This is a genomic window from Pedobacter antarcticus (genome assembly GCF_900112985.1).
GTDB lineage: Bacteria > Bacteroidota > Bacteroidia > Sphingobacteriales > Sphingobacteriaceae > Pedobacter > Pedobacter antarcticus.
In genome coordinates this window covers 290,536-312,598 of record NZ_FONS01000006.1, presented here as the reverse complement: position 1 = coordinate 312,598, position 22,063 = coordinate 290,536, and the positions used below count along the sequence as shown (strand labels likewise).

The window sequence follows — 22,063 nt, the reverse complement described above, 5'->3', positions numbered from 1 at the left end:
TCTTTGCTAAATATTTAAAAGAAACAAGATGAAGACACTACCGATAACCGCATTCGCAATCTTAACGTTCCTAAGCATTGGATGTAATGCCCAGATTAATAATAAGACAGATCTGGAGAAGATGAATTTTATTTTCCCGAAAGGTGCGTTGGGGCCAGTTGTAACCTGGTTGCAGAAAGTAACAGACGAAGAATACAAAGGCATTAATAAATAATATTTAATATGGAACCTAAAGATCAATCCTCAAGGAGGAAGTTTATTCAGCAATCGGCCGTCGTTGGCGCAGGGTTAATACTTGCAGGTCCAATGCAGATTTTAGCACAAACAGATAATAAAGAAATTATGAATAAGAATATAGCATCAAAAGGTTACGCAGGAAAAGATAAACAAGGAATATTAGTTCCCTGGAACTTTGAACGCAGATCGGTTGGGGATAACGACATATTAATTGACATTAAATTTTCTGGCATTTGTCATTCAGATATTCATACCATTAAAGGGCATTGGGGACAACAACAATACCCACAAGTACCTGGACATGAAATTGCAGGAATTGTAACTGCGGTTGGTAAAAACGTCACTAAGTTCAAACTTGGCGATAAGGCCGGCGTTGGTTGTATGGTAAACAGCTGTATGGAATGTGAAAGTTGTAAAAATGGTGAAGAACACCATTGTGAAACTACCGGAATGGTAGGTACTTACGGTTCGCCAGAAAAATCATCGCCATCAGGAATTACCCAAGGCGGTTATGCAAATAATATTGTAGTCACAGAACATTTTGCTATAAAAATCCCTGAAAGTATTGATCTGAAATATGCGGCACCATTGCTTTGTGCTGGTATTACCACCTATTCTCCAATGATGAAAGCGAAATTTAAAAAAGGTGATAAAATTGGCGTGGTTGGAATTGGTGGTTTAGGACACCTGGCTATCAAACTCGCGGTATCAAAGGGAGCTGAGGTTTATGCTTTCACCACTTCGTCTTCAAAAGCAGATGATATAAAGAGATTTGGTGCAAAAGAGGTAATTATAGTGAATTCTGCAGAAGCTTTAAAACCCTGGAAAGGTAAGCTTGATTATATGATTTCCACAGTTCCCTATGCGTACGAAATGTCGGCTTATATTGATTGTGTAAAGCCTTACGGTTACTTCACGCAGGTGGGGCAGCCGATAAATGGCGAATTAACTATCAATAATTTTAACATGATTTTTAATCGTGTAAACTTTAATGGTTCGCTAATTGGAGGTATACCAGAAACCCAGGAGGTGATGAATTATTGTGCGGAAAATAAAATTTATCCAGAGATCGAGGTTATAAAAGCCTCAGAAATAAATGATGCCTGGACTAAAGTTGTAAATAAAGGGGCGCGATATAGATATGTAATTGACGCAGCAACATTTTAAGTTACAATCAATGAAACATTTAGTAGTAACTCTCATTTTGTTTGCCTCTTTCTCTTTTAGCATGTTGAGCTGTGGCAAAGACAAGGATGCGGATATCATGAAGGAGAATAACAATCGAAACCCCAATAATCAACTGGGAGGTAAGATGAAAATAACAGTAGGATCTGCTGTATTTACAGCGACACTCAATGACAACCAAGCTGCAAATACATTCAAAGCAATGTTGCCGCTCAGTATTACAATGGAGGATCTCAATTCTAATGAGAAGTTTTATAATTTTTCTAGCACTTTGCCAACTAGTGCATTAGCGGGAGGTAATATTCAAGTTGGAGATCTAATGCTGTATGGTAATAATTGCCTGGTGCTTTTTTATGAGGGCTTTAACACTTCATACAGTTATACTAGACTTGGGAAATTGGATGATATTTCCGGACTTTCTGCTGCATTGGGTTCTGGAAGTGTCAATGTAAGGTTTGAATTGCAGTAAGTTAGGCCGTCCACTACTGTCATTTTCAGTTTAAACAAGAATCTCAAAATTTAAAATTTGTTCTTTTGTAATTTCTAAGACCGTTTCTTTACTTATTGACTATAGTTTGGTAATTAAGCCAATTATTAATCTTTGGAAATGAATGTCAATAGTAACTATATGAATCTTTACAAGTATTTTAATTAGGGATGGAAGAGCAATTATTCCTCAAAAATATTAATGCGAATAAGGGGATTATTTTGAAGATCGTAAACCTATATGCAGATGATTCGGAGGACAGAAAGGATTTATATCAGGAAATCATCTACCAAGCCTGGAAGGCAGTTCAGGGTTTTAAAGGTGAAGCTAAGTTTTCTACCTGGTTATACAAGATCAGTCTGAATGTTTCACTTACATACCTCGGCAAATTAAAAAAGCACGTAAAGACTTTTAAGAACATTAGCATCCCGGCGTATGAGATGCCTAAAGAGCTTTCTGAACGATCTGATCGGCTCTACCGTGCAATCAGGCAATTAAATGAAGTAGATCGAGGTTTGATCATGCTTCACCTTGATGGGTATGATAACGCGTCTATTAGCGAGATTACTGGAATCACTAAAAATAATGCTGGTGTGAAACTGTACCGGATCAAACAGCAATTAACAGATATTTTAAATAAGAAGTAAAATGGATTTACTACAAGAATGGAATGACATGAACGGCGAATTGGCAGATAAAAGTCAATTGCTTTCTGCAGATATAACAAGTGTTCAGAAATCTTCAAAAAGTGTTTACCTGAATTTGTTAAAGAACCTAAATGCCAAAATGATCTGGATTAGGGTGTTATCTATCCCGATGCTTTTGGGAGCATTTTTTACAACCGGACTTCTGCAATATTTACTCGTAGGAATGTTTATCAGCTATGAATTAGGGAGAATGTTTATGATCCGACAAATAAAGAAGTTGCCGAATTACATAGACTACTCAACAGTTACTAAAGATATGATAGCCTTTCAGATTAAACTTATAAACAAGGCGCTTAAAATAGAAAGGATTTGGGCCTGGTTTTTTGGCCCCTTCGCAGGGCCCTTAGGCTATATGGCCGTTTTGGCTTTTAAATATAAAACGGTTGATCAGATCATCATGAATAACCCGAATTTGCTATATGTTCTGCTGGGCTTGGCTTTATTAGTGTTTCCAATAAACTATCTGGGCAACATGATGAACAAGTATGCTTTCGCTAAAGATGTGGAACGATTATCTGCTAATTTGAAAGAATTGGAAGGGTAACAGATAAATCGCTTGTACGCTGATAGGGACCGGATAAAAACCGGGATTGAATATTCCAATCCCGTTTTTTTTAATACGTCTTCAAACTATGTTCAAAGTTATTTCAATGCATAATTAAGGTAACCACCATCAACCACAATTTCAGTTCCTGTAATGAAGCTTGCGGCATCAGAAGCCAGGAACAATACTGTTTTTGCAATTTCGTTAGGATCGCCAATCCTTTGAAGCGCAGTGGCACCAGCCAGAAACTCTTTTGCTTCGGCAGGTACGGCATTTTCTAAACCAGGTGTTGCAATGGGTCCGGGACTAACGATATTTACACGGATTTTTCTTCCCGCCAGTTCATTTGCCGCAATTTGCGCTATTTTATTCAATGCTCCTTTTGTTGCGGAATACACACTCGCTCCCAAATTTGCGGCTGTTGCGACTGTTGAAGATGTAAATATCACAGCTGCTCCATCTGCCAGGTAAGGAAGTAATTTCTGCAATGTAAAAAAGTGCCCCTTCACATTAGTATTGAATTGAGCGTCAAAATTTGCTTCGGTGACTTTTTCTATCGGCTCAAATGTTGCAATTCCAGCATTCAGGAAAAGGACATCTAATTTGTTTCCACTTTCTGCAACCGCTTTTTCCAGGATAGATATCTCTGCAAGTTTTGATGTATCTGATACTACAGTACTCAATTTCGGATTGTTTATTTCTGACGCAGCCTTTTGGAGATTTTCGGCATTTCTACCCGTAATCCAAACATTTGCTCCTGCGTTGATAAATGCTTTTGCTGTGGCTAATCCTATTCCGGTAGTTCCACCTGTGATAACAACATTTTTATTTTTGTAGTCCATGATTAAGTTTTTTATTGTTTATACCGCAAAGTTAGTGCAGGTTGATTTATATTCGTTACTTTGTAACAAAAAGTAACAGTAACTTCCGGGTAACAAAGTAACTTATGGCTGAAAACACTTGTCAATTAGAACACAAAAAAGAGGTAATGGCTGTCCACGACGCAATGGACGTGCTAAGTGGAAAATGGAAAATATCGATCATTTCTTCCATATGTTTTTACAACAAAAGAAGATTTTCTGATATTTTGGTTGATGTAAAAGGGATATCAAACAAAATGTTAAGCAAAGAATTGAAGGAGCTGGAGATCAATAAATTGATAAAACGAACGGTATTGGAAACTCAGCCTATATCTGTTCAATATCAATTAACAGAATATGGTAGAACATTGCAGACCATCATCAACAGCTTGGCAGACTGGGGGAAAGCGCATCGCAAAGTAATTATTGGTAAATAGAATTGACTGTAGCCTGAAGAATATTCCCAGTAAATATTTCTATAGAGTCAGCAGAGCTATCATCTGAAATAATTAACACTACTCAAACGCGTTCATTTATTTAAATGCATTTTTCTGGTTTTAGCAAGCGGGTCTATTTTATATATTTGAATTGTTGCGATAGCTGAAAATCCCGCGCGAATTTATCGATGAGAAAAACGCTGACATTAATTTTAATTACGATAATTACAATTGGTTTAATTTGCGCGCTGGTTAATTACATTCCAATGGATGGTTTTCCGTTCGCGTGGAGTTTGAATTTCCTATTGATGTTATGTGTAGTTGCATTTATAGAAGCACTAAAAAACCAGCTTAAATCTTCCTACTATAACCAAAAAGGATGGGAACGAAACGGGAAAATATACGAACAAATTGGAATAAATGGTTTTAGAAAGTTACTAGTTTGGATTGGTTGGGAAAGGCTGAATAAAAAATCTAATCCCGTAGAGAGAAACATCAAATCCTTGACAGACCTGCATCATCAAACAAAAAAATCTGAATTGGGTCATTTAATAATCCTGCTTATAGTACTGGGATTTAATATTTTTGTGGCACTCAAATTTGGAATTCTTCAATCTTTGTGGCTACTCCTGTTAAATATCCTACTAAACCTTTATCCGATTCTTCTTCAACGGTATAATCGTCCACGAATAGAAAGAGCTATAAATTTAAGTAAACGGAGATAAATAGGCTCTAAAACCTGTTTGGCAGCCGGTCTTTTTTATTTGTATCAAATTCCACTATCTTTATCACTCAAATTTAATATCCCCATTTCGTGATTAATGTAAATAATATCTCCGTTTCATTTGGAGGAACGACCTTATTTAGTGATGTAACCTTTTCGATTAACGAAAATGACAAAATAGCCCTGATGGGCAAAAATGGGGCAGGTAAATCTACCATCCTGAAAATTATCGCTAACGCTTCAAAACCCACTTCAGGGAATGTTACGGGGCCAAAGGATGCTGTAATTGCTTATTTGCCGCAGCATTTACTGACGCAGGACAATGTTACAGTTTTCGAAGAAACATTAAAAGCTTTTCAGGAAGTGCATCAAATGCAAAAAGAACTGGATGAGCTAAACGAGCAGCTCACTATCAGAACTGATTATGACAGTGACGATTACATGAAGTTAATTGAGCGCGTGTCTGAGCTGAGTGAAAAATTCTATTCTGTAGAAGAAGTCAATTACGATGCCGAAGTAGAAAAAGTATTAAAAGGCTTAGGCTTTGAAAGAAAGGATTTTACCCGCCAAACATCTGAGTTTTCGGGTGGGTGGCGTATGCGCATTGAGCTGGCTAAAATTCTATTAAAGAAACCCGACTTGATTTTGCTTGATGAGCCAACTAACCACATGGATATTGAGAGCATTCAATGGTTAGAAGACTTTTTAATCAATTCAGCAAAAGCAGTTGTGGTCATTTCTCATGATCGTACTTTTGTCGATAATATCACAAATCGTACAATTGAGGTGACTATGGGCCGAATCTACGATTATAAAGCTAAGTACACCCACTACCTGCAGTTACGTGCCGACCGCCGTGTGCATCAAATAAAGGCTTATGAAGAACAACAACGCTTTATAGCCGATAATCAGGAATTTATAGACCGTTTTAGAGGTACCTATTCGAAAACCCTGCAGGTACAGTCGCGTGTAAAAATGCTCGAAAAACTCGACGTCATTGAGATTGATGAAGTTGATACTTCGGCATTGCGGCTTAAATTTCCTCCATCGCCACGATCAGGTCAGTATCCTGTAATTGTAGAAGAGTTAACCAAAGTATATGGCGATCATGTAGTATTTGAAAAAGCATCAATGGTAATTGAGCGGGGAGAAAAGGTTGCTTTTGTCGGTAAAAATGGTGAAGGTAAGTCAACCATGATCAAAGCCATTATGAATGAGATTGATTTTGAGGGAAGTTTAAAGGTCGGCCATAATGCAAAGATTGGCTACTTTGCTCAAAACCAGGCATCGTTATTAGATGAAAAGTTAACGGTCTTCGAAACCATCGATCAGATTCCATTAAGCGATGGTACGCTAAAAATCAAAGACCTTTTGGGTGCCTTTATGTTTAGTGGCGACGATACTACAAAAAAAGTTAAGGTGCTTTCCGGGGGAGAGAAAACCCGTTTAGCCATGATCAAGTTATTATTGGAACCTGTAAACGTATTAATACTGGATGAGCCAACCAATCATTTGGATATGAAGACAAAAGACATTATCAAGGATGCCCTTAAAGATTTTGACGGCACTTTGATTCTGGTATCCCATGACCGGGATTTTCTTGATGGGTTGGCAGAGAAAGTATTCGAGTTTGGTAACAAACGCGTACGGGAGCACTTTGAAGACATTAAAGGTTTCCTTGCTTACAAGAAAATGAATAGCTTAAAAGAAATCGAGAAAGGTTAGAGAAAATATTAAACTAGGAAGAACTGGACTAGAATAAGCTTTTTATTCAATTGAGCATTGTATTGAACATAGCTGCGTTTGCTCAGTACAATGCTTCAGCAACCTTAAGTTTAGGGATTGGGCATGTGGTACCCTTGCCCGGAAAAACTTTGGCTGATGGCCTCCAGGTAAGTAATTGTCAATACTCATTATATTCCATTTGCTGCGGTCAGAATGATAGGTTTGCCGGAAGTTATTAATATGGTATGTTCGTGCTGAGCGACAAATCCACCTTTACTGCCGCTAAAAGCCCAGCCATCCGAAGATGTTTCAATATTTGTAGACAGGGTAGAGATGAAAGTTTCAATAGCGACAACTGAATCTTTCCTGAATCGTCTCAGTTTGTCATAGCGGTCGTAATAATTCATAATCGCATCTGGCTCTTCATGTAAGCTTCGTCCAACACCATGACCACCTAAATCCCTGATAACAGTATATCCTGCTTTTCTGGCTCTGGTTTCTATTAGCTTTCCAATATCAGAAATTCTTACGCCACCGCTGATCTGAGCAACCGCCTCGGCTAATATTTCCTGTGAAGTATCTACTAAGTGCTGTAAACCCTGAAGGTCCTCTCCAACGATAAATGAGCTTCCGTTATCTGCCCAAAATCCATCTAGTTCCGCCGAGACATCAATGTTAATAATATCTCCATTCTTCAGAATAACTTTGTCTGAAGGTATCCCGTGGGCAAACTCCTTATTGACGCTTATGCAGCTGTACCCAGGAAAATCATAGGTCTCGAATGGGGCAGATTTTGCACCAAGGGATTCCAGCAGGCCCCTTCCATACTCGTCAATTTCTTTTGTAGACATCCCTATTTGCGCATAGGCTCGCATCTGCTTCAAAGTAAGCGCCACAGCCTCGCTCACTCTTTTTATACCCTGGAGCTCTTCATCTGTTTTTATAACCATAAATACAACGTTGTTAAGTTTTGTACAAAGCTAGGTGCATTTAAACTGTGCCCATAGTAAATATTAGACATGGTATTATTCTGTTGCCATTAACATTTCCTGTAAATTTGCGACATGCCAATCAATTATCTGAAAAAGATACAATTAGGGGATTTTAATGAAGACGGGTATAGAATTAGCCCTTCTGAAGCAGTCGACGCCTTTATCGAGGGATTCTATATTTTTTCCAGAGACCTCCGGGATGATACAGATCTGCTTTTCAATGATGGGTTTCCCGTGCTTGTTTTCTTACAGAACAGTGAAGATACAGTACAGGTCACAGGGCAGAAAGACGTGTCTGAAGTTAAAGCTGTATGGGCAAGCGCCGGCGCAATTAAGAATGTTTATGTGAAATATAACAATCGTACAGACCGGGTTTTTATTGTCCGTTTTTACCCGGGTTCTTTTTACAAACTATTTGGTTTAGATGCCCAATATTTCAGGAATAATCCAGTTACCCCCTTTGACTATTTTGCCAAGGATAATAATTTTAGCATATCGGAATTCTTCAAACATCATTCTATCGAAGAAAAGATAACATTTATCGAAAAATATATTCAGGATTCTTCATCCGTATCAAATGTCTGCGGAGCTTTACATCAAACATTGGATTATATCCATCAAACAAAAGGTAAAAGTACTGTGCGAAATGTAACCGACGAAGTTGGCGTAAACTATAAGTGGCTGGAAAGAAGTTTTATGAAGAATATCGGACTACTTCCTAAAGAATATATTCAGCTTCAGCGCTTTATTAACGCGTATCTTGAATTAGTTGGGAGTATCGATGTTGATTTAATGCGAATAGCAGTATCGAACGGGTACTACGATTCCAATCATTTTCTAAAAGATTTTAAAACTTATACCGGAAAAACACCATTGGCATACTTGAAGTTTAATGCAAGCTGAAAAGCCGTTGATCTTTAAATAGATCTAATGGACGTTCTTACCGTCTAAGTGTGAGCCCGGTTAATTAACCCCCGGAAAATTGAACTTCGTCCAGAAAATTGTGCGTTTTACATTCGGCTTTGGTGCTGTTTATCCCCCTATATTTTGTTGTTTTTCTTTTGCTGTTCTTCGGGGTTGCTATACCCTTGCCATACCCTTGCCATACCGTTGGTATACCTAAAGGGTATAGCAAGGGTATGGCAAGGGTATGGCAAGGGGTATACTTTGGGTATATCAACCCGGGACGTTAACAACCCAAAAACGCAAGGATCGAAAAAAGAATATACCCCAGTCTTACGCTGAGATTAGTGGGAAAGGCAGAGTACTGCAATGCACTGGGAGCGTATTGAATGGCCTGACGAATGAATGGTTTAAGGAATAATAATATTCTGAAATTATAATACTAAATTTGATAGCTATTCTAACCCTCTTCATGCCAAGACCTAATTTTAGTATGCCTGACGATCACTCTTTAAAGGGTAAAAGTACGTATTGGCTGGATCTGATCGGAAGCCCTGCTGTATTTTCGCTGGAAAGCAGAATATTTCACTCAATCAGTGTCGGATTAATTCTTCTGCTGAGCATATATGTTCCTTATAATCTATACGCGGGGCTGTATATAGCATCTGTTTCGGCGTTTGGAATTGGCCTGTTCTTTTTTTACCAGTACTATCATTCCAGATTTCATGGGATACCACATAACAATACTTTATTTGGTCTGATTGGTCTGGTGATTTTCGGGTTCAACTATTTTGCTAATTCTGGTATTAATGGTTCTACGGACCTGATATGGCCCGCCTATTTATTACTTGTTTTTACAATCTCTCCTTACCGGCAGCACCTTACTTGGCTGGTAATCTATTTATTATGTTTTTTAGCATTGCATATTGTCGAGTATTATTACCCGTTTTTGGTGAGGTATCCGTTTAGTGCGGGCAGGGGGCAGTTTATTGACCGGGTTACTGCATTTCCGATACCTGTTGTGGCTATTTATATCATTATTAAATTCATCCGGGAAAATTATGACAAAGAAAAGAAGGCAGCAGAAGAAAAAGCAGTTGCTTTAGAAGTAAGTAAAGCACAGCTTTCTTCGCAGAAAGATCAACTCGAACAAAGCAATGTTGAAAAGAATAAATTAATGTCCATCATCTCACATGACCTGCGGACACCGTTGATGAATATTCAAAGTTATTTGGAATTGCTAAATGAAAATGAGTTAGATAACGCCGAGCGGTCGATGATGGAAAAAGCACTGCTTACTTCTACGAATAATGCGGTAGATATGTTATCTAATTTATTGCACTGGTCTAAGTCACAAATGGAGGGATCTCATGTGAATCTCGTGGAATTGAATCTCCTATCTGCACTGCTTGGGTCACTGGAAATGGAAAAGGTACATGCCTGGAAGAAAGGCATATCCCTTAATTATCAGATTCCCCCTCAGTTGAACGTCATAGCCGATAAAGATATGCTTCAGCTGGTTGTACGTAATCTGGTGAGTAATGCAGTGAAATTTACGCCTGCTGAAGGTACCATTACTATCCATGCAGAATCGTTATCAGATGAATGTAAGATCACAATTAATGATAACGGGAAAGGAATTACACCTGAGCAGCAGGAAAACATTTTTTCTATCAAATCAGAACCTACTTTTGGCACAAACAACGAAAGAGGGGTGGGCTTGGGTCTTGTCCTCTGTAAGGAATTTACCGAGCGCCAGGGTGGGCAAATCGGATTTGAAAGTCATATTGGGCTGGGTTCCAGTTTCTTTATTATCCTACCACTAGGCACTCAGGGTTCATAAAGTCATATCAATGATTTATTTGTGATTATCAATTTTTCGTCATCTCTGTCATGTTAATTGGTATATCGGGAATTTCCGATATACATTTGCACTATGGATCACGTAGAAATCTTCAAAGCACTTTCAAACAAAACAAGACTGCAGATACTGAATTGGTTGAAAGAACCTGAGTTGAATTTTCCGGAACAAAAGCAACACGCTGGTTTTGACCATGGTGTTTGCGTTGGCCAAATACAGCTGAAGGCAGGGCTTACGCAGTCAACTGTTTCGGAGTATTTGGTGATATTACAACGTGCGGGCCTTGTTAAATCGACAAGAGTCGGGCAATGGACGTACTATCAGCGGAATGAGGAAGCTTTTGAAATTCTTAGTCAAATGATCCGCGCAGAAATTTAAATAAATACATTAAAAAGATGAGTACAGATAGCTTATTCAGGCCCTTTAACCTGAAATCATTGAGCATAAAAAACAGAATTGTAATGGCGCCTATGACGCGTTCATTTTCTCCAGACGGTATTCCTACAGATGCTGTAGCAACTTACTATCAAAAACGTGCAGAAGGAGAAGTCGGGTTAATCTTGTCTGAAGGTACGGTTATAGACCGTGTATCGTCTTCAAACGACGCTAACATTCCTCATTTCTATGGAGAAAAATCCCTGGCAGGATGGAAGAAAGTGATAGACGGTGTTCACGCAGCAGGCGGTAGTATGGCCCCGCAGATATGGCACATGGGAATTATGGACAATCATGCATCTGGCTGGGTTCCATCACAACCGTTTGAAGGCCCGTCTGGTTTAAACCGTCCGGATTTCAACAATGGTAATACGATGACCGAGAAGGATATTGAAGATACCATTATTGCCTATGGAAAAGCTGCAGCTGATGCAAAACGTTTAGGTTTTGACAGTGTGGAGATCCATGGTGCACATGGTTATTTAATTGATCAGTTTTTCTGGGAAGGTACGAACCTGCGCACTGACGGCTACGGTGGTAAAACCCTTGCTGAAAGAAGCCGTTTTGGTATTGAAGTTGTTAAAGAAGTGCGTAAACAAGTCGGCGAGGATTTCGCGGTGATTATTCGCTTATCACAATGGAAGCCTTCAGCTTATACAAGCCAGCTGGCTAAGACACCACAAGAAATGGAGGCATGGCTAAACCCGCTTGCTGATGCTGGAGTTGACATTTTTCACTGCTCGCAACGTCGTTTCTGGGAGCCGGAATTTGAAGATTCAGATCTTAACTTTGCAGGATGGGCTAAAAAAATCACAGGTAAATCAACAATTACAGTTGGTTCAGTAGGTTTAACAGGGGAGTTCTTAGCTGCATTTGGAGGTGAAAGTTCCGATCCAAGTTCTTTAGATGAACTGCTCAGACGTATGGATCGCGGAGACTTTGATCTGGTTGCTGTAGGAAGACCTTTATTGGCTGATCCTTCCTGGGTTAAAAAAATTAAAGAGGGACGTACAGATGAACTGAAAGGATTCTCTAAAGAGGCACTTGCTGCGTTGATAATAGACTAAGTTTATATACATATTCTTCGAAAAACCTGGTAATTATATACCGGGTTTTTTTATGGCTTTTAAATCGTGCTGCCATGTGTTTGTTTTACTAAATAACGTGTTATTGCAGGGAAATACTTTAACCCTCCTACGACAGCTTCTGATAAAATTTCAGAACCAAAAAACCGCTGAATATACCTTCCTGTGCGTAACCGGAATGCGAACTGTTTCTGCCATTGCTGTTGATAGGCTTGTTCCATTTGAATGCGGATTCTATGGTCGAATCCATTGTTGCAGTAGTTGATGATATTTTCGGATAGTATTTTTGCGGCATGAAAAGCCATAGCCATACCATTACCACAGAGTGGAGTAATCATCCCCGCAGTGTCGCCACACATCAGGATATGATTTTCTATTAAAGGTTTGTTGTCGAAGGCTATCTCATTTATTGTTTCCGGTCTATTCCAGACGAAGTCCGAATGTTCAAAAACATCCTTTAAAAAAGGATTTTTCATTAAAACCTCTCTCTCCATTTCTGCAATGGAACCATATTTTTTCAGGTGCCTGTTTTCTGAAAGATAGCAAAGACAGTAAAGATCATCTTCAATTTTATTGAGTCCGCAATAACCACCCTCAAAATTGTCCAGACGGATAGCATCTTTAGCGAAGTCTGAGCGTATATGATATTTAACCGCCATATACGGGCTTCTGTTATAGAAGAACTTGCGGTCTAGCTTCTGGTCTAAATTGGACCTTTTTCCATATGCTCCAATGACTATATCTGCCTGATACTCCTGAGCTGCTGAACATATACTGAATTTATTTTCACTAAAACTGATACCGGTAATCTTTTCAGCTGTAATAAATTTCACACCTTGTTTATTGGCAATCTGATACAGAGCTTCATCCAGGGTATATCTGCTAATGCCAAATCCGCCCATAGTTAAGCCAGCTTCCAGATATTTTCCGGAAGGGCTGCTCACTATTAATTTAGAGATATGGGATGCGTTTATGTCTCCGGGAAGCACACCCATGCCCGATAACAAAGTTAAGACCTCATTACTCACATATTCGCCGCAGACCTTATGAAATGGGTATTTTTTTCTTTCTGCCAGGCTCACTTCAAAACCCGACTTACTGAGCAGGATGGCATTGGTAAGACCTGCCAGTCCGCCACCGACGATAAATATATCCGGTTTGTTTTTCATTTATAGATAATTACCTGCCATCTGAATGCCCACATCCATTTGATGCGATAATTTCTGACATTTGCCCTTTGTAAAAGTTCTTCCAGTTCCTTTTTTCTGAAGCTACGCAATACAGATAACTTGCTGTCGTGCTGTACCATTGGAGATTTGGAGAATAGCCGGGTTAAGATTCCTATGCTATAATAAGCTAGCCAGTGGCGGTGCAGATCATTAATCACAACTGCTTTTTTTGCTGAAAATATCATCCTTCCGATCAGGTTTACCCATTCGTCATTGTCAAAATGGTGCGTAAATAAACTGCTGATGACGACGTCAAATTCGTCTGGCCTAAACTCTTCCTCCAAAACATCGGCCTTTCTAAATTGAATATTGCTTATTTTTTCATGTGTACGATTTGCAAACGCTATAGCAGCTGGTGTTGCATCTATTCCAATAAAATTAAGCTTTAACTGCTTTGTTGAAAAATATTTATGAAGCACTCTCAGGCTGTCACCACCGCCACATCCCCAGTCGCAAATACGGTCGCCGTTATCCAGTTTAATATACTTAAAAGCATTGTAGAAGACTGAGAAACCTCCAAGCAGTTTATTTATAATCTCCAGTTCCCGCAATACGGGATCTATCTCCTGCGGCGGTAACGCAAAATTGTCCATGATCTCTTTTTGCGTACTTCGTTCTGTAAAATCAGGCATAAGCTAATAACATACTTTCAAACGTTAAACCCGGACCAAAAGCGACGCTGAGTATCTGCTGCTCCCGTTGCTGTGTTTTTAACTTCATACCCAATCCGGCCAAAACAAAAAGGATGGTAGCCGAAGACATATTACCGTAGTCGCGAAGTACCTGGTACGCATGTGCATTTTGTGAGCTATCCAAAGAAAAAACCTCGTCACATACTTCTAATATCCGCCGCCCGCCCGGATGGATAGCAAATTGTCCGATATCATCGAATGTGACATTTGCTTTTTTTAATAAATTATCGGTGATCCCTTTAATTCCTGATTTTATTTGCTTCGCAATCTTATTACTGAGCCGCATTTCATAACCAAAATCTCCGATACGCCATGCCATTTCATTTTTCGCTGCGGTAACGACCTCTGTGTAAAAAGATTTAATAGCAAAAAGTTTTTGATCTGTTGTATCGGTATGTTGTATTAGAACAGCAGCTGCGCCGTCAGCAAATAGCGAATTGGACAACCAGTTATCCAGGGTGCTTTCTTTCTGAAAGTGAAGCGTACATAATTCCACATCTACTATCAGAACTTTGGCGTCGTGCTGAGCCCGGCAAATGTAATCAGCTATTTTCAGGGCATTGAATGCACCATAACAACCCATGAAATTAATACAGCTGCGTTCTACCGAAGGATTAAGCTGCAGACTTTCCACAAGCTCAATATCCAGCCCCGGGGCGTACATTCCTGTACAGCTTACTGTAATTAAATGAGTGATGGCTGCGGCCGGAAAATTAATAGGTTTCAAACAGTTATCAACGGCCTCCAGGCATAGTGGCAGCGCAGTACGTTCATATAAATTTCCGCGCACAGATGTGGTTGGAAAAGGTTCCAGACTATTATTGTTGCCAAAGAAAGTATACGCTCCTTTACGCTTTCCGAAATCACTGATGACTGAATGCCTGTACGCAATACCGGATGACTGGTATAGCTTTTCCAGGCGGCTAGAGTTGATTGCATCAAGCTCATGAGCGTCAATCATAAATTCGAGGATCCGGGTTTGTGTAAATTTATTGGCTGGGTTACTGGTACCTATCGCGGAAATAATGCTAGTCATCTTCGAATTGTTTTCGTAAATTCAGATTATATATCAATTTATGGTTTCAGGAAATATAAGATCGGTACTTTTACATTTACGACTTCCATTTTCACTCTTCCTGCTTCCCATCTTTCTTTTTGCACTTTCCCAGGCTCCTGCTATTAACAATCAGAAAGCCATACTGGTTTTCTTTATACTGCATTTGTTCATATACCCGGCAAGCAATGCCTACAATAGTTATTTCGATAAGGACCAGGGGAGCATTGCCTTGTTGAAAACTCCGCCACAGGTAAATAAGTCTTTGTTTGAAACCGCCGTCATATTGGAATGGGCCGGCGTGGCGCTTGCGCTATTGGTAAATATAGAGTTCGCAATTGCAATGATAGTTTATAATTCGTTTTCCAAAGCTTACAGTCACCCTAAGATCAGAATAAAAAAGTATCCTGTTTTAAGTTTTTTGGTGATCTTTATTTTTCAGGGTTTTTTCATTTATTATGCGTGTTACAAAGGAGTTTCATCCAATTCCGGTCAGTTCAGTATAGCTATTTTCATAGCTGGAATGATCTGCTCTTGTCTGATAGGTGCTTCTTATCCGCTTACGCAGATCTATCAACATGAAGAAGATACTAAAAGAGGGGATAAGACCCTCAGTATACTTCTGGGTATTCCCGGATCTTTTGTCTTTTCTGCAATCGTATTTTCAGCCGGATTTTTCCTGTTATATTATTATTGGGGGACGCAGCATCAATTATTCAAATTCTATGTTTTTATAGCCTTTGCAATTCCGTTGATACTTTATTTTTTGTGGTGGTTTTATCAATGTATGAAAGACGGTAAAAATGCAAGTTATGAAAATACGATGCGTATGACATTACTGAGTGCCAGCCTCATGCTTATTTATTTTGGATGGCTGTTTTTTATTTCATAGTAAACAAAAGTTTGCTGCCGGGATCGACTATGAAGCTCTCAATCACGCCTTCAGATATCGTTAATGTCTGCTCCTTAGTCTGCATATTTATGGTTTTGGTTAGATAGGTTCCATCTTTCAATCTGATCTTAAATTCCAATGGAAACAGGAACAGATCTCCAGCCTGAAGGATTTCAATACTATTCCCGGACTGAAGAATTTCTAATACCGGGATTTCTTTACTTTTTAACCAGGAGTTGAGGAAAGGTTTCATGTCACTTTGAGCAACAGCACTTAAATGGCTTGTAAAGGACTTAATCGACTGATCTCCCGATTGAATAAAGTTTGTCATTGCTGTGGAAAGATGTTTTTTACCCAACTGATGTGATAAAATATAAAATAACCAGGCCCCTTTTGCATAGGAAACCCCGTTGTTACTATAGTCTTCCCAGAGAGAACTCTTCCCATCAAATTTTCCATTGAAATAATTCTGCTTTTGAGATTTAAAAAATGTGGTTGTTATGGAATCTCCGTAAACCGAAGCTAAGAGTATTGATTCTGCATAAGTTGCCCATCCTTCTGTCAGGAAATTTGTTGCAGGTCCTGTGGGATTTGTCCAGCCATGTGCGACCTCGTGTCCAAAAGTTGCTCTCGGATTAGGTTTATCGGTAATTAGCGTACTTCCTTTTACACCGGCCACAACAATACTGTTGCTTCTGTTTTTCCATCCATCTGTATTTGATCTATCCTGGACAATCCCCAAATAATTACCTATCGGCTTCCCGAAGTGTTTTTGGAGGGTATCATAACTTTTTGAGAATTCTGCATATAATGCCCGCTTTTCTGGTAGAAAATCTTTTGTTGCATATACAACCAGGTCAATATGATCTTTTCTGAATGTGTTTACTTCCCAATCTTTATCATAATAAATAGACAAACCGAAAGTTGGGTTTAAGGATTTCGCTTCTACTATTCTTGACCCGCCAATAACCATTTCTTTTTGGGGTAAGCTCGTTGCCAGATAGTAAGCTTTTGGAATGGTGCAGTACAAACTAAAATCTGCTCGGTCATTCGGACTGGAAAAACTGAAAAACGGATGCCAGACATACTGGTTACGCAGGTGTCCGTAAGCATCTCCAAAATAGGCCGAATTTTTGTCCGTCTCCTCTCTTTCAACGTTAATGCTATACTCTAGAGTCAAAGTTTGACCATTCTTCCTGCGCGCTTTTAACAAAAGTAGGCCGGCGTCAAAAGAAAACTCTGTTTCAGCACCGTTAAGTGTCAGTTTCTTCAATTTAGCAGTATGGTTTAGTCTGGTTGCAAACCCGTAAGAATCATTGATGTCAATTGTAAGTGTATCTTTAACTGTTATACTTTTTCCCGGTATAATATTTATTCCAAGACGATGTTTTTTTATTTGATTCAGGCGATCAATCTCGATCCGGCTTTTCAAGCTCCAGGAACCGGCAACCCGCTCGAATTTATAGATGCCGGTATAATTAGCAGCGTAATTAGTTTCATCGCCCGAATTTCCATATAAAAGTATTCCACTCAGGAAGACAAGGGCACTGTCTTTACTTACAAGAATGATTTTAGATTTTCCGGACAGCTTTTTGATCTTTTCCTCAACTACGGAGGCGTAAAAATCCTGAACACCTTTAATAGGAACAAGTTTATTGAAATCTTCGGCATTATTATGCTGAAATGCAGAGTCGATTAGGGCTATACTTTGTTTAAGACTATTGCCATTGCTATTCGCTTTATGCTGTGCGAAGCTACCGGTTGTTGCAGTTAATATTATGCCCAGGAAGATTGGATAAAATTGAATGCTGATACGAAAATTTAGTGTCATTGAATACAAAATGAGAGTGTATGCAGATGACGCAAAAACTACTGTAATGTTGCACGGTATAATTCTTCCTGTAGGGCCGATACATTGTCCTGGCTGATAGTGTCATTAACAAGTATCATGAAACCGAGGTTTTCTATTCCTACTACCTGTTATCCAACTCAGCGCCACACCTGAGCCATCTGAATTAATGTTTAAATAGGCCTGCCTCTTCAGACCGGAAGTTTATGGGGTGGTTGCCCGGACATTAATTAAATAGATAGCCGGCTAAGTGTTTCGCGGGTAACCCCGAGATAGGCTGCGATCATAGATTTAGGTACTCTTTGAAAAAGGGTGGGATATTGCTCGTATAGCTGTTTATATCTTGACAAAGCATCATTTTTAATGAGAACCATAACTCTTTTTTGGAGGTTTAGGAACCCGGAAGTTGTTTTCAATCTGAAAAACCGCTCGATTTTAGGCATTTCATCGCAGAGTTTGTTTTTATCTGCTAGTGAAAAATAAAGGATCTCTACCTCTTCGAGGCATTCAATATTAAAACCCGCACGTTCTTTGGTATTGAGTGCCTGATAATCGCTGACCCACCAATTCTCCATGGCGAACTGTAAAATATGTTCTTTCCCGTTTTCATCTGTAACAAACGTCTTTAACAGGCCTTTTACGACAAAATATTCCCGGTCGACAACATCGCCGATCTGGATAATCAGAGAGTGTTTATTAAATTTTGTAGCGTGAAAAAATGAACACACATATTCGAATTCCTCGTCAGTTAACTGGATAAATTCTTCAAACTGGTGCCTTAAGGCTATGCACATAACAACTATTTGGATACAAAATTAATGATTCAATTACGTAAAAAAACGAATTTCATGATTAACCGTGGCTGTTGTGACATTTATCACCAGGTATTTGTGATAAATGTCCTTATAGAAATTGGAAGGGAGTAAGGAGATTTGTAAAAAAAGCATATGAAAAGTAATATCAAATATCTAATGATCATGCTCTCGGTCTTAACGCTGCAAACATTTGCGCAAAGTCCAGAGAGTAGTAACAAAAACAAAATTTATATGAAAAATAAAAAGGTTCTAATCGTAGTCACTTCTTTCGGTGAGGTTAAAAATGGTACTAAAACAGGATTGTGGGCAGAGGAATTCACGACTCCGTATTATATTTTTAATGAGAAAGGAATAAAGGTAACTATCGCTTCGCCCAAAGGAGGCAAAACCCCTCTGGATCCTAAGAGTATTACTGGAGATTATGCCACTGCTTCAGTTAAGAAATTTCTTAATGACCCGGATGCACAGAAATTATTAAATAATACAGTGACACTGGAAAGTGTTCGGGCTGAAGATTATGACGCGATATTTTATCCTGGCGGACACGGCCCGATGTGGGACCTGCCGGAAAATAAGATTTCAATCTCGTTGATCGGGTCGTTCTATGATGATGGAAAGCCTGTAGCTTTAGTTTGCCATGCTCCCGCAGCATTGAAAAACGTAAAAACCAAAGACGGTGGCTACCTCATTAGCGGAAAAACTGTTTCTGGATTTACTAACAGCGAGGAAAATGCCGGACAGTCGGTAGATATGACTCCGTTTTTATTAGAAGATATGCTTATTGAAAGAGGAGCAAAGTATGAAAAAGGTGCAGATTGGGCGCCATTCGCCGTTCAGGACGGTCTTTTAATTACAGGACAGAATCCGGCTTCAGCAGAATTAGTCGCAGAAAAAATAATTGCTTCTTTATCAAAGTAAAATATTAAAGATAATGCCGGGTCGCCAATGAAATGATCCGGCATTTGAATACAAACCCAAGAGATTTGGATACTTCTATAACTTTTGACTATACGAGCTTTGTATCATCATTAAGATTTTAATTATGAGTAATCAAAAAGTATGGTTTATCACCGGAGCTTCAAAAGGGCTTGGCCTGGCACTGGCTAAGCTGGCATTGTCAAATGGAGATAAGGTGGTTGCAACATCGAGAAGCATTAAAGAACTTGAGGAACAAATTAGTCAGCCTGATGAAAACTTTCTTCCGCTGAAAGTAGATCTCACCTCCGATAAAGACGTACGGCATGCAATTGAGCGAAGTATTGCTTATTTCGGTAAATTAGATGTTATCGTAAATAATGCAGGCTATTCACTGGTAGGCAGCATGGAAGAAATGTCGGATCAGGAATTTCGGGCAACACTTGATGTGAATCTTTTCGGAACCGTCAATGTCATCAGGAATGTAATGCCTTCTCTGAGGACGCAGAATTCCGGACATATCATCAATATATCTTCAAATGCTGGCTACGTAGGCTTTGCCAATGCAACGAGCTATAATGCGGCCAAGTTTGCTGTCGTAGGCTTATCAGAAGGATTAGCACAGGAAGTCAGTGCATTTGGTATTAAAGTTACCTTAGTCGCACCTGGACAGTTCAGAACGAGTTTTATGGAGAAGGGATCTATGATGTTCGCTAAAAACAGAATTGATGTCTATGGGTTAGATAAGGCAGAAGAGACCTGGAGCAGCTTCAGCGGGCAACAAATAGGTGATCCGGAAAAACTGGTGAGAATTTTGACAGAAGTAGCAGCAATGGAAAATCCGCCGGTACGTTTACTATTAGGGCCGGATACATACCATTTGTTGAAAGAACACCGTGAAAAAGAAGCAACAGAATTTGAGTTATGGAAACATCTGACACTGTCGACAAATTTTGATTAAAAATAACCAATGAAAAAAGCAGCTCATAAACCTTATATTATCAATTCTACCACAGAATTGCACCGGCTGCTTGACATCGCTAAACCTAAACATCCGCTCGTCAGTGTGATCAATTTCGAAGAGATCAAATGCTTTGAAGAAGAAACATTGAGGAGCGTTGCTTATAACTTTTATTGTATAGCAATTAAGAAGAATTTCGAGGGGAAGATGAAATACGGGCAGCAGTATTATGATTTTGATGAAGGAGTGATGACTTTTTTCTCGCCCATGCAAGTAGTCACCACTGATATTGTGCCAGGGCTGAAGTTATCTGGTCACTGGTTGGTCATTCATCCTGATTTCATTGCAAATTACGGGTTGGGAAAAAATATAAAAAAGTATGGTTACTTTTCTTATTCCGTTAGCGAAGCCCTTCATCTATCCCAGGATGAAGAGATATCAATAACGGATATTTTTAAAAATATAGAGAAGGAATACCGGTCTGTAATCGACCATTTCTCGCAGGATGTGATCATTTCGCAGATTGAGCTATTGCTGACGTATTGCAACAGGTATTATAACCGTCAGTTTATTACCCGTAAAAAAGTCAACCGGGATTTGCTGGGCGCACTGGAAATTTTGCTCTCTGATTATTTTGAGAGCGAACTCATTCAGCAGGCTGGCTTGCCGGGGGTTAAATACCTTTCAGATAAACTGAATGTCTCACCAAATTATTTAAGTGATATGCTTAGAAATCTCACCGGCATGAGTACAAAACAGCATATTGATAATCATTTGATTGAGAAGGCAAAACAAATATTAGCTACAACCAATAGGTCGGTAAGTGAGATTGCCTATGGATTTGGATTTGACTATCCTCAGTCTTTTAACAAGTTGTTTAAAAACAAGACCAGTGTCACACCTCTGGCTTATAGACAGTCATTCGAAACTCAAAGACCGGTCACCTGACCGTCTTTGATAAATTTCGTATTTTTTATTGCGCCTGTTCCATTAAAGCGATATTCCATTCCTATAATATCTGAGGGTTGATGGGAGAAAGGCAGGGAGTATGCTGGTTTATCATTGATCATTAAGTCTCCTTACTTTCATTCGAGTACGTAATAATATACTTATCCTGTCCGGTTGTGTCTTTTTTAATGAATAAATAATTGCACTGATCTTTAGTTACGATCATATGCCCATAGTATTTTTTTTGACTGACAGCTATAATATCAATATCTCTTGTGTAAATACTGTAACCTAAAATTTGATTTTTGTGTATGTATAATAAGGTCAGACTTGTATCATCCAGCTCTTTATAAAAGCTGCTTAATAAATTTGAGTTCTTTAACGGTAAATCCCTTAATTTAGCTATAGGAATATATGGCGTCAACACAATAATACTATCCCATTTTAACGGGATCATCGAACACAGGTTTAAGTTTATTGAATCTTGTGCAGACTTATTTAGTAGTATACACTTTTGTTTAACTAT

Annotated in this window: 23 protein-coding genes; 16 read left to right on the top strand and 7 right to left on the bottom strand. The window is 39.0% G+C overall.

Features of this window, described 5'->3' with window-relative positions:
• Positions 1-28: 28 nt before the first annotated feature.
• The 5 genes from BM192_RS14405 (at position 29) to BM192_RS14385 (ending at position 3,160) form a co-directional block, all read left to right on the top strand.
• Positions 29-214, top strand: a complete 186-nt coding sequence (locus tag BM192_RS14405; RefSeq protein ID WP_037438603.1) for a hypothetical protein — start codon at positions 29-31, stop codon at positions 212-214.
• An 8-nt stretch (positions 215-222) separates the two neighbouring features.
• Positions 223-1,404, top strand: a complete 1,182-nt coding sequence (locus BM192_RS14400; RefSeq protein ID WP_037438605.1) for an NAD(P)-dependent alcohol dehydrogenase — start codon at positions 223-225, stop codon at positions 1,402-1,404.
• A gap of 10 nt (positions 1,405-1,414) precedes the next feature.
• Positions 1,415-1,891 (top strand): cyclophilin-like fold protein, encoded by a 477-nt coding sequence (locus BM192_RS14395; RefSeq protein WP_037438607.1) that lies wholly within the window; start codon positions 1,415-1,417, stop codon positions 1,889-1,891.
• Positions 1,892-2,079: 188 nt separating this feature from the next.
• On the top strand, positions 2,080-2,556 hold the full coding sequence (locus BM192_RS14390) for a sigma-70 family RNA polymerase sigma factor (RefSeq protein WP_037438609.1): 477 nt from the start codon (positions 2,080-2,082) through the stop codon (positions 2,554-2,556).
• A gap of 1 nt (position 2,557) precedes the next feature.
• Positions 2,558-3,160, top strand: coding sequence for a hypothetical protein (locus BM192_RS14385; RefSeq protein WP_037438612.1), 603 nt, complete (start codon positions 2,558-2,560; stop codon positions 3,158-3,160).
• A gap of 98 nt (positions 3,161-3,258) precedes the next feature.
• Here the strand turns inward: BM192_RS14385 and BM192_RS14380 are convergent, their stop codons facing one another.
• Positions 3,259-4,002: an SDR family oxidoreductase gene (locus tag BM192_RS14380; RefSeq protein WP_037438613.1), complete on the bottom strand. Its 744-nt coding sequence runs from the start codon at positions 4,000-4,002 to the stop codon at positions 3,259-3,261.
• Positions 4,003-4,106: 104 nt separating this feature from the next.
• On the opposite strand from BM192_RS14380, the gene BM192_RS14375 reads away from it, so the two are divergent.
• The 3 genes from BM192_RS14375 (at position 4,107) to BM192_RS14365 (ending at position 6,906) form a co-directional block, all read left to right on the top strand.
• A complete protein-coding gene (locus BM192_RS14375) occupies positions 4,107-4,457 on the top strand; it encodes a winged helix-turn-helix transcriptional regulator (protein WP_037438615.1) in 351 nt (116 codons plus the stop codon).
• A gap of 188 nt (positions 4,458-4,645) precedes the next feature.
• Positions 4,646-5,182 (top strand): glycosyl-4,4'-diaponeurosporenoate acyltransferase CrtO family protein, encoded by a 537-nt coding sequence (locus BM192_RS21145; RefSeq protein ID WP_037438616.1) that lies wholly within the window; start codon positions 4,646-4,648, stop codon positions 5,180-5,182.
• A gap of 89 nt (positions 5,183-5,271) precedes the next feature.
• The gene (locus BM192_RS14365) at positions 5,272-6,906 is read left to right on the top strand and encodes an ABC-F family ATP-binding cassette domain-containing protein (protein ID WP_037438618.1); all 1,635 of its coding nucleotides are present in this window, start codon (positions 5,272-5,274) and stop codon (positions 6,904-6,906) included.
• A 188-nt stretch (positions 6,907-7,094) separates the two neighbouring features.
• Here BM192_RS14365 and map read toward each other — a convergent pair whose 3' ends face one another.
• Positions 7,095-7,856 carry a type I methionyl aminopeptidase gene (gene map / locus BM192_RS14360; protein ID WP_037438620.1) on the bottom strand — a complete coding sequence of 254 codons (762 nt, stop codon included), beginning with the start codon at positions 7,854-7,856 and terminating at the stop codon, positions 7,095-7,097.
• Positions 7,857-7,970: 114 nt separating this feature from the next.
• Here map and BM192_RS14355 point away from each other — a divergent pair, with 114 nt between their 5' ends.
• The 4 genes from BM192_RS14355 (at position 7,971) to BM192_RS14340 (ending at position 12,164) form a co-directional block, all read left to right on the top strand.
• Entirely contained in the window at positions 7,971-8,801 is an 831-nt protein-coding gene (locus BM192_RS14355) for a helix-turn-helix domain-containing protein (protein ID WP_037438622.1), read from the top strand.
• Positions 8,802-9,273: 472 nt separating this feature from the next.
• Entirely contained in the window at positions 9,274-10,644 is a 1,371-nt protein-coding gene (locus BM192_RS14350) for a HAMP domain-containing sensor histidine kinase (protein ID WP_051759637.1), read from the top strand.
• A 93-nt stretch (positions 10,645-10,737) separates the two neighbouring features.
• Entirely contained in the window at positions 10,738-11,040 is a 303-nt protein-coding gene (locus BM192_RS14345) for an ArsR/SmtB family transcription factor (protein ID WP_037438624.1), read from the top strand.
• Positions 11,041-11,057: 17 nt separating this feature from the next.
• On the top strand, positions 11,058-12,164 hold the full coding sequence (locus tag BM192_RS14340; RefSeq protein ID WP_037438626.1) for an NADH:flavin oxidoreductase: 1,107 nt from the start codon (positions 11,058-11,060) through the stop codon (positions 12,162-12,164).
• A gap of 59 nt (positions 12,165-12,223) precedes the next feature.
• On the opposite strand, the gene BM192_RS14335 is transcribed toward BM192_RS14340, so the two are convergent.
• From BM192_RS14335 to BM192_RS14325, 3 genes are read right to left on the bottom strand one after another with little or no spacing between them, the layout of a single operon-like run.
• Entirely contained in the window at positions 12,224-13,351 is a 1,128-nt protein-coding gene (locus tag BM192_RS14335) for an NAD(P)/FAD-dependent oxidoreductase (protein WP_037438628.1), read from the bottom strand.
• Positions 13,348-14,043 carry a methyltransferase domain-containing protein gene (locus BM192_RS14330; protein WP_037438630.1) on the bottom strand — a complete coding sequence of 232 codons (696 nt, stop codon included), beginning with the start codon at positions 14,041-14,043 and terminating at the stop codon, positions 13,348-13,350. The genes BM192_RS14335 and BM192_RS14330 overlap by 4 nt, the downstream gene beginning before the upstream one ends.
• Positions 14,036-15,139, bottom strand: coding sequence for a type III polyketide synthase (locus BM192_RS14325; RefSeq protein WP_037438632.1), 1,104 nt, complete (start codon positions 15,137-15,139; stop codon positions 14,036-14,038). The genes BM192_RS14330 and BM192_RS14325 overlap by 8 nt, the downstream gene beginning before the upstream one ends.
• 40 nt (positions 15,140-15,179) lie before the next feature.
• Between BM192_RS14325 and BM192_RS14320 the strand changes: the two genes are divergently transcribed.
• On the top strand, positions 15,180-16,049 hold the full coding sequence (locus BM192_RS14320; protein WP_037438634.1) for a UbiA family prenyltransferase: 870 nt from the start codon (positions 15,180-15,182) through the stop codon (positions 16,047-16,049).
• Here BM192_RS14320 and BM192_RS14315 read toward each other — a convergent pair.
• On the bottom strand, positions 16,039-17,880 hold the full coding sequence (locus tag BM192_RS14315) for a M1 aminopeptidase family protein (RefSeq protein WP_037438636.1): 1,842 nt from the start codon (positions 17,878-17,880) through the stop codon (positions 16,039-16,041). The two genes, BM192_RS14320 and BM192_RS14315, sit on opposite strands and share 11 nt — an antisense overlap.
• A 248-nt stretch (positions 17,881-18,128) precedes the next feature.
• Entirely contained in the window at positions 18,129-18,692 is a 564-nt protein-coding gene (locus BM192_RS14310) for a Crp/Fnr family transcriptional regulator (RefSeq protein WP_037438638.1), read from the bottom strand.
• Between the two features lie 153 nt (positions 18,693-18,845).
• Between BM192_RS14310 and BM192_RS14305 the strand changes: the two genes are divergently transcribed.
• From BM192_RS14305 to BM192_RS14295, 3 genes are all read left to right on the top strand, one after another.
• Positions 18,846-19,631, top strand: a complete 786-nt coding sequence (locus BM192_RS14305) for a type 1 glutamine amidotransferase domain-containing protein (RefSeq protein WP_083332066.1) — start codon at positions 18,846-18,848, stop codon at positions 19,629-19,631.
• 124 nt (positions 19,632-19,755) lie between these two features.
• Positions 19,756-20,589 carry an SDR family NAD(P)-dependent oxidoreductase gene (locus tag BM192_RS14300; RefSeq protein ID WP_037438642.1) on the top strand — a complete coding sequence of 278 codons (834 nt, stop codon included), beginning with the start codon at positions 19,756-19,758 and terminating at the stop codon, positions 20,587-20,589.
• Positions 20,590-20,598: 9 nt separating this feature from the next.
• On the top strand, positions 20,599-21,537 hold the full coding sequence (locus BM192_RS14295; protein WP_037438644.1) for a helix-turn-helix domain-containing protein: 939 nt from the start codon (positions 20,599-20,601) through the stop codon (positions 21,535-21,537).
• Positions 21,538-22,063: the final 526 nt, after the last annotated feature.